This window comes from Stenotrophomonas sp. OVS01A, assembly GCF_019969775.1.
Classification (GTDB): domain Bacteria; phylum Pseudomonadota; class Gammaproteobacteria; order Xanthomonadales; family Xanthomonadaceae; genus Stenotrophomonas; species Stenotrophomonas indicatrix.
On record NZ_JAHXYV010000008.1, the window covers coordinates 24734 to 37576 of the forward strand.

The 12843-nt window shown below is 68.2% G+C and carries 12 protein-coding genes, 1 pseudogene and 1 riboswitch; of the genes and pseudogenes, 6 read left to right on the forward strand and 7 right to left on the reverse strand.

Going from position 1 to position 12843, the window contains the following annotated elements; genetic code table 11:
* Nucleotides 1-74 precede the first annotated feature (74 nt).
* Nucleotides 75-710 (reverse strand): LysE family translocator, encoded by a 636-nt coding sequence (locus LC407_RS19200; RefSeq protein WP_223483421.1) that lies wholly within the window; start codon nucleotides 708-710, stop codon nucleotides 75-77.
* A gap of 92 nt (nucleotides 711-802) precedes the next feature.
* Between LC407_RS19200 and LC407_RS19205 the strand changes: the two genes are divergently transcribed.
* From LC407_RS19205 to LC407_RS19215, 3 genes are all read left to right on the forward strand, one after another.
* Nucleotides 803-1213: an acyl-CoA thioesterase gene (locus tag LC407_RS19205; RefSeq protein ID WP_025875773.1), complete on the forward strand. Its 411-nt coding sequence runs from the start codon at nucleotides 803-805 to the stop codon at nucleotides 1211-1213.
* A 43-nt stretch (nucleotides 1214-1256) separates the two neighbouring features.
* Nucleotides 1257-2063, forward strand: coding sequence for an NAD-dependent protein deacetylase (locus tag LC407_RS19210; protein WP_025875771.1), 807 nt, complete (start codon nucleotides 1257-1259; stop codon nucleotides 2061-2063).
* Between the two features lie 166 nt (nucleotides 2064-2229).
* Nucleotides 2230-3333 (forward strand): NADH:flavin oxidoreductase/NADH oxidase, encoded by a 1104-nt coding sequence (locus tag LC407_RS19215; RefSeq protein ID WP_105163262.1) that lies wholly within the window; start codon nucleotides 2230-2232, stop codon nucleotides 3331-3333.
* 3 nt (nucleotides 3334-3336) lie between these two features.
* Here LC407_RS19215 and LC407_RS19220 read toward each other — a convergent pair whose 3' ends face one another.
* Nucleotides 3337-4248: a LysR family transcriptional regulator gene (locus LC407_RS19220; RefSeq protein ID WP_025875767.1), complete on the reverse strand. Its 912-nt coding sequence runs from the start codon at nucleotides 4246-4248 to the stop codon at nucleotides 3337-3339.
* A 113-nt stretch (nucleotides 4249-4361) separates the two neighbouring features.
* On the opposite strand from LC407_RS19220, the pseudogene LC407_RS19225 reads away from it, so the two are divergent.
* Together LC407_RS19225 and purU are read left to right on the forward strand one after the other, a co-directional pair.
* Nucleotides 4362-4481: pseudogene (locus tag LC407_RS19225) on the forward strand (ACT domain-containing protein); the annotation flags it as partial.
* Between the two features lie 118 nt (nucleotides 4482-4599).
* The gene (gene purU / locus LC407_RS19230; RefSeq protein WP_093820901.1) at nucleotides 4600-5451 is read left to right on the forward strand and encodes a formyltetrahydrofolate deformylase; all 852 of its coding nucleotides are present in this window, start codon (nucleotides 4600-4602) and stop codon (nucleotides 5449-5451) included.
* On the opposite strand, the gene LC407_RS19235 is transcribed toward purU, so the two are convergent.
* The 3 genes from LC407_RS19235 to LC407_RS19245 form a co-directional block, all read right to left on the reverse strand.
* On the reverse strand, nucleotides 5444-6166 hold the full coding sequence (locus LC407_RS19235; RefSeq protein WP_223483422.1) for an NYN domain-containing protein: 723 nt from the start codon (nucleotides 6164-6166) through the stop codon (nucleotides 5444-5446). The genes purU and LC407_RS19235 overlap by 8 nt on opposite strands.
* A gap of 145 nt (nucleotides 6167-6311) precedes the next feature.
* Nucleotides 6312-6938, reverse strand: a complete 627-nt coding sequence (gene pncA / locus LC407_RS19240) for a bifunctional nicotinamidase/pyrazinamidase (RefSeq protein WP_032978166.1) — start codon at nucleotides 6936-6938, stop codon at nucleotides 6312-6314.
* A gap of 57 nt (nucleotides 6939-6995) precedes the next feature.
* A complete protein-coding gene (locus LC407_RS19245) occupies nucleotides 6996-7667 on the reverse strand; it encodes an epoxyqueuosine reductase QueH (protein WP_025875757.1) in 672 nt (223 codons plus the stop codon).
* Between the two features lie 140 nt (nucleotides 7668-7807).
* Nucleotides 7808-8025: riboswitch (cobalamin riboswitch) on the reverse strand.
* Between the two features lie 154 nt (nucleotides 8026-8179).
* Between LC407_RS19245 and LC407_RS19250 the strand changes: the two genes are divergently transcribed.
* Entirely contained in the window at nucleotides 8180-10030 is a 1851-nt protein-coding gene (locus LC407_RS19250; protein WP_223483423.1) for a patatin-like phospholipase family protein, read from the forward strand.
* A gap of 49 nt (nucleotides 10031-10079) precedes the next feature.
* Here LC407_RS19250 and LC407_RS19255 read toward each other — a convergent pair whose 3' ends face one another.
* The gene (locus tag LC407_RS19255) at nucleotides 10080-11033 is read right to left on the reverse strand and encodes a DUF1028 domain-containing protein (RefSeq protein ID WP_223483424.1); all 954 of its coding nucleotides are present in this window, start codon (nucleotides 11031-11033) and stop codon (nucleotides 10080-10082) included.
* Between the two features lie 398 nt (nucleotides 11034-11431).
* Entirely contained in the window at nucleotides 11432-12799 is a 1368-nt protein-coding gene (locus tag LC407_RS19260; RefSeq protein ID WP_140227904.1) for a short-chain fatty acyl-CoA regulator family protein, read from the reverse strand.
* Nucleotides 12800-12843 lie beyond the last annotated feature (44 nt).

A 12843-nucleotide genomic window follows, 5' to 3' on the forward strand; every position in this document is an offset into this window, starting at 1 on the left:
GCCACGCCCGGCGAGCGCGCAGCGCGGAAGGTTATTCATGGTGCCGTGCGCATTCCGCCGGGCATGGCCTACCGCTACCGCCGCCCATCCACCGCCATGCGCACGGCCAGGCCGGCCAGCACCGTGCCCATGAACCACCGTTGCACCGCCTGCCAGGTGGGGCGCGCAGACAGGAAGCCGGCGATGCTTCCGGCCATTATCGCGATCACCGCGTTCACGCTCACGCTGACCAGCAGCTGGGTGGAGCCCAGCACCAGCGACTGCATCAGCACGCTGCCCTGGCTGTCCGGGTGCAGGAACTGCGGCAGCAGGGACAGGTACATCACCGCGACCTTGGGGTTCAGCACGTTGGTCAGGAAACCCATCGCGAACAGCTTGCGTGGGCCGTCCACCGGCAGGTCACGCACCGCAAACGGCGAGCGGCCGCCGGGCTTCAGCGCCTGCCACGCCAGGTACAGCAGGTACAGCGCGCCGCCGATGCGCAGCGCATCGTAGGCGAACGGCACGGTCATCAGCAGCGCGGTGATGCCCAGCGCCGCGCACAGCATGTAGAACACGAAGCCCAGCGCCACCCCGCCCAGCGAGATCAGCCCGGCCATGCGGCCCTGGCAGATCGAGCGCGAGATCACGTAGATCATGTTCGGCCCGGGCGTCAGCACCATGGCCAGCGAGACAAGGGCGAAGGCCAGCAGGTCGGACGTGGCGGGCATGGTGGGTTCACGCAGTGGGGGTGCCGAAGTGTAGCGCCGCCTGCACACCACCTGCCTTAAAATCCGTCTCACCCCACACCCGAACCGCCCCCATGACCCCCATCCCCGAGACCGTGCCGCCGACCGAAGTGCGCATGGCCGAAATCGTCTTTCCCAACCACACCAACCACATGGGCACCCTGTTCGGTGGCCAGGCCTTGGCATGGATGGACAAGGCCGCCTTCCTCGCCGCCGCCCGCTATTCGCGCCGCACCGTGGTGACCGCGCGCAGCGACCAGGTCGATTTCAAGCTGCCGATCCGCATCGGCCAGATGGTGGAAACGATCGGCCGCATCGTCGAGGTCGGCCGCAGCTCGATGAAGGTCGAGGTGGAGCTGATCGCCGAGGACCTGCACAGCGGCGAGCGCAAGCTGTGCACCCGTGGCCACTTCGTGATGATCGCCCTGGGCGACGATGGCCACCCGGTGACCGTGCCGCAGCTGCCCGGCGCGCCGGCGGCCTGAGCCGATGCTTGCGGGGGCGCCGGTGCGCCCCCATCTGGCTGCCATGACCCCGCCGCTCACCGACTTCATCGACCGCGCCCAGCGCTTGTTCGTGCTGACCGGCGCCGGCTGCAGCACCGCCTCGGGCATCCCCGATTACCGCGATGCCGATGGCCAGTGGAAGCGCACGCCGCCGGTGACCTACCAGGCCTTCATGGGCGAGGCCGCCACCCGCCAGCGCTACTGGGCGCGCAGCCTGCTGGGCTGGCCGCGCTTCGGCCAGGCCCGGCCCAACGGCACCCACCAGGCGCTGGCCGCACTGGAGGACAGCGGCAAGCTACAGGTGCTGCTGACCCAGAACGTGGATGGCCTGCACCAGCGCGCGGGCAGCCAGAACGTGATCGACCTGCATGGCCGCCTGGACCTGGTGCGCTGCATGGGCTGCGAACGCCGCAGCGAGCGTGAGGCGTTCCAGCAGCGGCTGCTGCAGGCCAACCCCGGCTGGGAATTGCTGCAGGCCGGTATCGCGCCGGACGGCGACGCCGATCTGGAAACCGACTTCTCCGCGTTTGCGGTGCCCGACTGCCCGCACTGCGGTGGCCTGCTGAAGCCGGACGTGGTGTTCTTCGGCGAAAACGTGCCGCGTGAACGCGTGGCTGCGGTGCATGAGCACCTGCAGCAGGCGGATGCAGTACTGGTGGTGGGTTCCTCGCTGATGGTCTATTCCGGCTTCCGCTTCGTGCAGGCCGCGGCCAAGGCGGGTCTGCCGGTGGCCGCGCTGAACCGTGGCCGCACCCGTGCCGACGACCTGCTGCAGTTCAAGGACGAGCGCGACTGCGCCGAGGCGCTGGCCGGGTTCGTCATCGGGTAGCGCCGGGCCATGCCCGGCGGAAACGGGCTGCCGCGCTGTGCGCTCGCCGGGCGTGGCCCGGCGCTACCCACAACGCGCCCCCACGAAACAGCGATCCACCCACATGGTTGATCTATCGGCCGCACAGCGGTGCAATACGCACCCCCTTTGGTACACCCCCACTGCCGTGAGCCAGCTGTTTTCGCCGATCTCCTTCGGCCCCCTGACCCTGTCCAACCGCATCGTCGTCGCGCCGATGTGCCAGTACTCCGCCGAAGACGGCCGCGCCAGCGACTGGCACGCCATGCATCTGGGCAACCTGGCGCAGTCCGGCGCGGGCCTGCTGATCCTGGAGGCCACCGCGGTCGAAGCGCGCGGCCGCATCAGCTGGGCCGATCTGGGCCTGTGGGATGACGGCACCGAAGCGGCCCTGGCGCAGGTGCTGGCCAGCGTGCGCCGCTGGTCGCCGATGCCGCTGGGCGTGCAGCTGGGCCATGCGGGCCGCAAGGCGTCGGTGAATCGTCCCTGGGACGGCGGTGGCCAGCTGCCGGCCGATGATGCCCGGGGCTGGGCGACCGTGGCCCCCTCGCCGCTGCCGTTCCATGCCGCCGATCCGGCACCGCAGGAACTGGACGAGGCCGGTATCGCCGAAGTCGTTGCCGCTTTCGCCGCCAGTGCGGTGCGCGCCGAGCGCCTGGGCTTCGAGCTGATCGAGATCCACGCCGCGCACGGTTATCTGCTGCATCAGTTCCTGTCGCCGCTGAGCAACCGCCGCACCGATGGCTACGGTGGCTCGCTGCCGAACCGCCTGCGGATGCTGGTGGAAGTGTTCGACGCGGTGCGTGCCGCAGTGTCGGACAAGGTCGCCGTAGGCGTGCGCATCTCCGCCAGCGACTGGGTCGAGGGCGGCTGGGACATCGTGCAGAGCGAGGCGCTGGCACAGGTGCTGGACGCGCGCGGCTGCAATTTCCTGCATGTGTCCAGCGGCGGCCTGCACGAGCGCCAGAAGATCAGTGTCGGCCCGGGCTACCAGGTGCCGTTCGCGGCGGCGATCAAGGCCAAGAAGGTGCGCATGCCGGTGATCGCGGTGGGCATGATCACCGAGCCGGAGCAGGCCGAATCGATCCTGCGCCACAACCAGGCCGATGCCATCGCGCTGGCCCGCGGCATCCTGTACGACCCGCGCTGGCCGTGGCATGCCGCTGCTGCACTGGGCGACAGCGTGGTGCCGGCACCGCAGTACCTGCGCTGCGAACCGCGCGACGCACGCGGCGTGTTCAGCCCGCGCTGAGCACTACACCTGCCAGGCCGGCGGCAGGCCGGCCTGCAGGTGCTCGAACAGCGCGCGGATCTTGGCGGTGAAATCGCGGCGGTCGCTCACGCAGAAGTAGACGTCCATCGGTTCCGGCTGCCAGTCGGTGCCGCAACCGAACACGCATTGCAGGCGACCATCGCGCAGGTAGGGCTCGGCCACGAACGCCGCCAGCCGGGTGATGCCGGCACCGGCGGCGGCCAGCTCGGCCAGCGCGTCGATGTCATCGCAGACCATGCTCGGCGGCAGCGCGGCATCCACCCGCTCGCCGTCCTTCAGCAGGCCCCAGCGCAGTGGCCGGCCATCGGTGGGAAAGCGATGCAGCAGGCCGCGATGGGCGGCCAGCTGCGCCGGTTGCAGCGGCGTGCCGTGCGCCTGCAGGTACGCCGGCGAGGCGCAGAACACGAACGGGATGCGCGCCAGTGGACGTGCCACCAGCCCGTCCTCCAGCTGCGCGCCGATGCGGATGCTGGCATCCACCGCCTCGGCACCGTGCTGCACGGCGCGATCGGTCAGGCGCAGCTCCAGCTGCAGCTGCGGGTACCGCTGCTGCAGCGAGGGCAGCAGCGGTGCCAGCACGTGCCGGCCGAACGCGCTGCTGCTGGCGATGCGCAGGGGCCCGGCCGGCTCCACGTCGCCGGCGGTCACCATCGCCTGCGCGCGCGCCAGGTCGGCTTCGATATGCCGCACCTGCGCCAGATACACCGTGCCGGCCTCGCTCAGCGCCAGCTGGCGCGTACTGCGGTTCAGCAGCCGCACGCCCAGGTGGGCCTCCAGCCGGTTGATGTTCTGGCCCACGGCGGTGGCGCTGATGCCAAGGGTGCGCGCCGCAGCGGCAATGCTGCCGGTCTCTGCGGTGCGGGTGAAGCTGCGGATGAGCTGCAACAGGTTCATGACCGACCAGCTTGCCATGCGGAAGGCCAAGTATCGCTTGGGTCTGTCCCAAGCAGTCGGTTGCATCGGTGACCATCGTGCACCGCGCAGCGGCGCTGGCCTACACTCCGGCGATGCGCCCCGATTCCATCCTCACTCTCTCCTGTCCCGACCGTACCGGCATCGTCTACCGCGTGTCGGGCCTGTTGTTCGACCACGGCTGCAACATCCTCGACGCCCAGCAGTTCGGCGATTTCATGACCGACCAGCTTGCCATGCGGAAGGCCAAGTATCGCTTGGGTCTGTCCCAAGCAGTCGGTTGCATCGGTGACCATCGTGCACCGCGCAGCGGCGCTGGCCTACACTCCGGCGATGCGCCCCGATTCCATCCTCACTCTCTCCTGTCCCGACCGTACCGGCATCGTCTACCGCGTGTCGGGCCTGTTGTTCGACCACGGCTGCAACATCCTCGACGCCCAGCAGTTCGGCGATGAGGAGAGCGGTCGCTTCTTCCTGCGCGTGCACTTCGACCGCGATGCGGGCCTGCCGCTGGACACCGTGCACGCCGCGATGGCCGCACTGGCCGCAGACTTCGGCATGGACTGGCAGCTGCATGATGGCCGCCGCCGGCCGCGCCTGCTGGTGCTGGTCAGCAAGCAGGGCCATTGCCTGAACGACCTGCTGTTCCGTGCCCACAGCGGCCAGTTGAAGGTGGACATCGCTGCGGTGGCCTCCAACCATGCCGACTTCGCAGCACTGGCAGCGTCCTACCAGGTGCCGTTCCACCACCTGCCGGTGAACGCCGACACGCGCGCGGCGCAGGAACAGCAGATCATCGATCTGGTCGAGCGCGAGCGCATCGACCTGGTGGTGCTGGCGCGCTACATGCAGATTCTCTCGCCCACGTTGTGCCGTGCGCTGGCGGGCAGGGCGATCAACATCCACCACAGCTTCCTGCCCAGCTTCAAGGGCGCGCAGCCGTACCACCAGGCGCACGCGCGCGGGGTCAAGATCATCGGCGCCACCGCGCACTACGTCACCGAAGACCTGGACGAAGGCCCGATCATCGAACAGGACGTGGCCCGCGTGGACCACGCGATGACCCCGCGCGAACTGGTACGGCTGGGCAGCGATACCGAATCGCAGGTGCTGGCGCGGGCGGTACGCCGGCATGTGGAGCACCGCATCCTGCTCAACGGGCACCGCACGGTGGTGTTCAGGTAACGCGGGCAGTGCCCGGGATGGCGCCCGGCAATTGGCCACGATGCGCCCGCTGCTGCTGCTGGACTGGCCTGGGACAGGTGGAGCGCACGCCATCGATATGTTCCATCAGCCCTTTGGGAATGGATGACCACATCGGATCCAATACAAAATCGACCCCTTCACGCCGGGCGAGCTTCGCGGCGGGCACGAAGTCGGCATCGCCGGCCATCAGGATGATCTGGCGGACCTGGCGCTTGAGGGCGAGTGAGGAAATGTCGATGCCGATGCGCATGTCCGCGCCTTTCTGTCGCACATCCGGTTGCAGCTCATCGGCTTGAAGATCGCCGAAGGTCCGCTTGCCCTTGAGCAGGTCGTCGAAGGTTCGCGATCCGGTCGTCCACGAACTGAAGTCGGTGAGGTGGCCAAGACGCAGGGCGACCTTCCGCTTCTGCTTCAGCGCCTCGTGCAGGCTGGATCTGAACAGTGCTTCGTCGGATCGCGAGTAGTCGATGCACAGCCCCGAAATCGGGTTGTGTATCCTCTTGCACAGCGGCGGGCAATCGTAGAAGAAGATGCGATAGAGATCGCGTCGCTCGCCACTTGCATGCTTCAGATGGGCGATGGCCCATCGGTGAGCGACCTCGGCGGCGCGTTGAGCGTTGTAGGCGTTGTGGGGCTCGATGCGGCGAAAGCGTTTGATGAAATAGCCGCCATCAATGAGAACTGCCGTCGGCATACCGTTGCCCTCCTGGCTTCGTCCAATGAAAAAGCCCTCGGTTCGGCCGTCCCGCGATCTGTTGGGGGGCGTACTTGGAGGGCTGGATGGGCTCGATTCTGCAGGGGGCGAATCAGGCGCACAAGCGGCAGAGGCGACACGCTGCCTACAGGATCGCGATCCTCGCCTTCGCCAGGGCCTCGCGCACCATGCCGTCATTGGCCTCGGTCACCGGCCGGGTCAGCTCCCACAGGAATTTCACCCGGAAACCCGACTTCACCGCGTCCTGCGCGCTCCACAGCACGCAGTAGTCGCGGGCCAGCCCGCACACGTGCACCTCGCGGATGCCGCGTTCGTGCAGCCAGCCGGCCAGCCCGGTGGCCGGGCGCGTGCCGTCCGGGCCGTGGTTCTCGCGGAAGGCACTGTAGGAATCCACCTGCTGGCGGCTGCCCTTGCGCAGGATCAGGTCGGCCACGGTCCAGTCCACGCCGGGGTGCAGGGCGGCGCCGGTGCTGCCCTGCACGCAGTGGTCCGGCCACAGGGTCTGCGGCTGTGCATGCAGCAGGATGGCTTCAAAAGGCAGATGGCCCGGGTGCTGGCTGGCGAACGAGGCATGGTTGGCCGGGTGCCAGTCCTGGGTGGCCACCACGGTGCGGTAGCGGCGCTCGGCCAGCAGCGCGTTGATCGGTGCCACCAGCGCATCGCCCTGTTCGCAGGCGAGGGCGCCACCGGGCATGAAGTCCGGCTGCAGGTCGATCACCAGCAGGGCGACATCAGCGGGCAGGGCGGTCATGGCAGGTCCAGCACAACGGAAGATGGGCGGCCAGCGTGGCCGCCCCTCGCGCGCACGTCAATCGCCGCTGGCGGTGTCGTTGTCCTGCCCGTAATACAGCAGGCCGATCCTGATGCGCTCGCGGCCGTTCTCGCGACGATGGCGGTTGGCATCGCGCAGCGAGTAGACGCAGCCACAGTACTCCTGCTGGTAGAACTGCTCGCGCTTGCTGATCTCGATCATGCGGCTGGCACCGCCGCCCTTGCGCCAGTTGTAGTCCCAGTATTGCAGGCCCTCGTAGCGCGAGGCGGCGCGCACACCACAGTCGTTGATCTGCGCCATGTTCTTCCAGCGCGAGATGCCCAGCGAGGAGCTGATGGTGTCGTAGCCGTGCTCGTGCGCGTACAGCGCGGTGCGCTCGAAGCGCATGTCGAAGCACATGGTGCAGCGGATGCCACGCTCGGGTTCGTTCTCCATGCCACGCGCACGGCTGAACCAGTTGTCGGTGTCGTAGTCGCAGTCGATGAAGGGGATGCCGTGCTGTTCGGCGAAGCGGATGTTCTCCTGCTTGCGCAGCTCGTATTCCTTCACCGGATGGATGTTGGGGTTGTAGAAGAAGATCGCGTAGTCGATCCCGGAGGCGGTGATCGCCTCCATCACTTCGCCCGAGCATGGCGCACAGCACGAGTGCAGCAACAGGCGCTGGCCGTTGTCGGGAAGGGTCAGGGTGGGGCGTTGGAGCTCGGTCATCGTCGGGTGCATCTGGGCGTGGGCAGCAGGTCTGGACGGAAACCGTGAACAGGACGCGCGCGGCCACATCGCCTGCACGCGCAGGACGACGACGGCCCCGGCAACCTCCCCGCGGAGATTCCAGGTCGAGTCAGGGGACGGTCGTGTCCCCCGGCCGGGGCCGGTATTCGGGCTGATGGACACGGGCCGGCTGGCCCACCTACTACCTGCCGCTTCCCAGGCGCGAGCCCAGTGCTGTTGGCAGGATTCGTTTCCATTCACCGCTGCGGGGCAGCTCCGGAATGGGCGCGCAAGGCGCCTTCACCGGATTCCCGTTTAAATCCCTGCCGCCATCGAAGCCACGGCAGGGATACCTTCGGCGTGCCCACGGTGGACGCGTTGGCGGCAATGGTCAAGGGCCGATGAAAACGCAGGGCTGTGGCGCGTTTCTCAGGCTGTGAGAGTGCCTCTTGCCATACTGGGCACCGACAGACGGGAGGTGGCTCGTGGCGGCGAAGTACTGCGATCTGGTCATGAAAGGCGGCATCACCAGCGGCATCGTGTATCCCAACGCGGTGCTCGCACTGGCCCGCGAATACCGTTTCAAGAGCATCGGCGGCACTTCGGCCGGTGCGATCGCCGCTGCCGTGGCCGCCGCTGCGGCATATGGCGACCGCCACCAGCAACGGGGCGAACAGCTGCCTGGCGACGCCGGCTATGGCGGCCTGTCGGCGGTGTCGGCGCAGCTGTCGCGGCGTGGATTCATCTACAGCCTGTTCCAGCCTGCCGCCGGCGCGCGCGCTGCGTATCGGTTGCTGGTGGTGCTGACCGGCAACGCCGGCTGGCCACGCAAGCTGCTGTGCCTGGCCATCGCGGTGTTCCAGATCGCGCCGCTGGAAGTGCTGGTGTCGTTGGCACTGCTGCTCGGCCTGGGCTGGTGGGGCGGTGGCTGGAGCGGCGTGGCGGCGACCCTGCTGCCGTCGCTGCTGTGTGCCTACGGCGCAGGCGTGGCCGCCGCTGCGCTAAGGGTGGCCCGGGTGGCGCGGCGCAACCTGCTGGGCCTGTGCAGCGGGCTTAGCCGCAGTGCGGGCAGGCCGGCGCTGACCGAGTGGCTGCATGAAAGCCTGCAGCAGCTGGCGGGCAAGCCGATGGATGCACCGCTGACCTTCGCCGATCTGCACGACGCGCCGCGCTATGCAGGCGAACCGGATAGCCCGCATGCGATCACCCTGCAGATGATCACCACCTGCGTATCGCACAACGAACCGCGCACGCTGCCGTTGGGCGGGGCGCAGTTCTGGTTCCTGCGCGAGGAGTTCGAGCAGCTGTTCCCGGCCAGTGTGGTGCAGTGGATGGTCGACCGCGCCGGTCCACCGCGCGAGGTTGAAGGCCGCAACTACTACCATCTGCCGCAGGGCGCGTCGCTGCCGGTACTGGTGGCCACGCGCATGAGCCTCAGCTTCCCGCTGCTGATCAGCGCGGTGCCGCTGCATGAGCCCTCGCGTCGCGAACGTCGCTGCGAGCCGACGTCGACGGCTGCAGGCGAGGCCGGACACAACGTGGCCGACAGCATGGAAGGGCTGACCAGCGCGGGCCAGGGCTGTGGTCCGGTGATCACCGCGTTCCGGGTGTGCTGGTTCTCCGACGGCGGCATCAGCAGCAACTTCCCGATCCACCTGTTCGATGCCGCACTGCCGCGCTGGCCGACCTTCGCCATCAACCTGGTCTATCCGCAACGCCCCGAGCCGGTGGTGCGCGAGAGCGACAACCGCCAGGCGCTGGAACGCGCGGTGTTCCTTCCCACCGAAAACCGGCATGGATGGCAGCGACATTACCAGTCCATCGCCACGCCGCTGGCGGCCGGTGAGCTGGGCCGCTTCCTGTTCGCGGTGGTGGCCACCATGCAGAACTGGCGCGACCTGCTGCAGGCGCGTGCGCCGGGGTATCGCGACCGCATCGTGCATGTGAGCCTGCAGGGCGACGAGGGTGGCATGAACCTGGACATGCCACAGGAGGTGCTGACCCGCATCGCCGACAAGGGCAGCCTGGCCGGTGCACGCTTCTGTTCGTTCTCGTTCGAGAACCATTACTGGATTCGTTGGCGCAACCTGGCCTCGGCTTACCAGCGCTACACGCTGGAGATATCGCGCACCGATGATCCGGCGCAGCAGGTGCTGGCCTATCGCGCGGCCTATGCGATGGTGGCCACCGGCACGCCGCCACCGCCGTCGTACAAGCTGGGTTCGGAAGACAAGCGGCTGGCGTCGCAGCAGCTGTGGGGGCTGATGGTGGAGCAGGGCCGCAGCTGGGATGACCTTGGCCCCGACCTCACCGACGGCTCGCCACGGCCGTTGCCACAGATGAAGGTGACGCCGATCTATTGATCGCGGTGTGCCGCTGCGCTCGCCGGGTATGGCCCGGCGCTACCGTTGGCTATCGCCACGCCTCGACCACCGCATCGCCGCGCAATGGCGCATACAACGGCAAGGCCAATTCCTGCTTCACCCATCCCGGGTTGAGCGCGCGCAATCCCGCCAGGTATTCGCGGGCCAACGCGGTTTCACCCTGCGACATCGCCAGCCGCGCCGCGCGTGCCCACGTCCGGTCCCAGCCATGCGCCAGCGCCAGCGAGGTGGCCAGCGACGCACGTGCGTCGGCCACGTCGCCCTTTTCCCACTGCTGTTCGGCGCGGATGATCGCTTCATTCGAAAGCCGCATGTCGTACAGCTCGCGCAGGCGCGCCACGGCACGCGGGTCGGCATCCACGCGCAGGTCGGTGTCCTGCCAGTCGCCGCCAGGCGTGCGCACCAGCAATGCCGCCGACCATTGCCCGCTGCGTTGTCCACCCGCCGCTTGTCCCGCTTCCAGCGCTGCCAACAGGCGCGCGGCAAGCGCACCGTGGGTGGTCGTAAACGCGCGTTGCATCGCCGCCAGCACGTCCGGCCCAGCCAGTCCGTTGCCTTGCACGCTCACCTTGCCCTCGCCAACGGCACCGGCCCAATCGGCCCGCTGTGCAGTGGCGCCGGTGTACTGCGCGTTGCCGCCTCGCGCACTGACCAGCCCGACCTGGCGCTCGGCGATGGTGGTGCCATCGAAGTCGCCATCCTCGTCCAGCAACTGCTTGAGCACCTGCGCCGGCGCGCGACCTTCGGCCAGCAGCGCCAGCCCCTTCGAGCCGTAGGTCGGGTTGGTTTCGAACTGGCTGGCGACCGCGCCGACCTTCGCCTGCGCCCACGGCACGCCGACACCGCCGACGGCGAGATTGTGCGTGGCGACAGCCACACCGCAGTCACCGGCTTCGTTGCAGGCGGCGATGGAAAAGGTCGCCCATGCCGGTGCAGCGGCAGCAGCGAGCAGCAATGCCAGGCAGGGGCGCAGCATGAACATGGTCGTCTCCGGTGAAGGCGTTGAACTGGGATGCAACGGACGCGCGGAAGGTTTAGTAGATCCACGCCATGCGTGGATGAATCCCCATCGAAATCGAATATTTCGACAATTCGTCGAAGAGCATCCACGCATGGCGTGGATCTACCGTGTCGACCAAGGTCGACACCCACCAACAGCAGGCCATGCCATTCCGGCAGATCGCTGAGGTCTGTCGAAGGCGGGGTGGGTCCGATTGCGGGGGTGTCCGCGGCATGGATGCCGCGGCCAAGCCCCCATGGACGGGTTTACGGCGTCCCCCGCAACCGGACCCACCCCGCCATCCCAGGTATAGCCAGCTTTTGACGTTGACGTTGACGTTGCCTCCGCAGGTGCAGGGCGCAGCCCTGCCGGACCGCCCCCTACCGCCCCGGCAACTGGGTAAACGCGCGCTGCATGCAGTCCTCGCGCGGGCACACCCGGCAGCCCGGCCCGATCGACACCGAATTGCCCGGGCTCTGCACGTCCAGCCCCAGCGAATACACCAGCCGATCGGCATGCTGCAGGTCACACCCCAGTGCCACCGCGAAGGTCTTGCGTGGCTGGCCGTGTCCCACCGGGCCGCTGCTGACCTGCCGTGCCAGCCAGAAATGGCGGCGGCCATCGGGCATGCGCGCGGTCTGGGTGAGGATGCGTCCGGGCTGGTTGAACGCCTCATAGACGATCCACAAAGGGCAGGAACCGCCCACCTGCGAGAAGTGGAAATCGGTGGCCGAGTGGCGCTTGGACACGTTGCCGGCGCGGTCCACGCGGATGAAGAAGAACGGCAGCCCCGGCGCACTGCGGCGTGCCAGCGTACTCAATCGATGGCAGACCGCCTCGAATCCCACACCGAACTGATGCGCCAGCAGCTCGATGTCATAACCGCTGGCCTCGGCCGCGCGCAGGAAACGCATGTACGGCATCACCAGCGCACCGGCGAAATAGTTGGACAGGCCAATACGCGCCTGTGCGATGCGGGCCTCGTCGGTGAAGCCGGTGCGCGCGATCACCGCATCGATCTGCGGCAGGTAGCCGCGCAGCGCCAGCTCGACCGCCATCTGGAACGCCTGCTGGCCCGGCTCCAGATAGTCGGGCAGCCACAGCGTACGGCTGCCGGCATCGTACTGGCGCTTCTCGCGCCCGGCCTGCAGTGCAGCCACTTCCACCAGCACCCCGTGGCGGTCGGCCAGCAGCTGGCGCAGCCGTGGCGCCACGTGTCCCGGCGCCAGCCCCCATTCGGCGAACAGCTGCTCGGCCAGTTCGTCCAGCTCGGGGATGTGGTTGTGCATGCGGTTGAAGAACTCGCGCACCTGGTCGCCGGCCGGCAACGTGCTGCCCGCGCCCGGCTCGCCCAACTGGAACTCCAGCGCGGCGGCATGCTCGCGCAGCGCCAGGTGGCGGCGATGCAGGTCCAGCAGCGCGCGGCTGACCTGCGGCAGGTTGCCGGCCAGCGCGCGCAGTTCGGTGGCGCTGACGTCGGCCAGGCCCAGATCGCGCAGGGTCTCGCCCAGCGACTCCTGCAGCGCGGCGGGCTCATCGTCGTCGAACAGGGGGGAAACATCGCCCAACACCTCGCCCAGCTTCTTCTGCACTGCGGGCGTCAGCGGACGCTTGTTGCGCTCGATCTGGTTCAGGTAGCTGGCCGACAGCCCCAGGGCGCGGGCAAGGTCGGCCTGGCTGTAGCCGCGCTGCTCGCGCAGGCGCAGCAGACGCAGGCCGAGCTGGCGCTGGGGGGCTGAATAATTCACAAGATTAACAGGAATCGTGGCGGGCATTGGCCAGATTAAGCGGA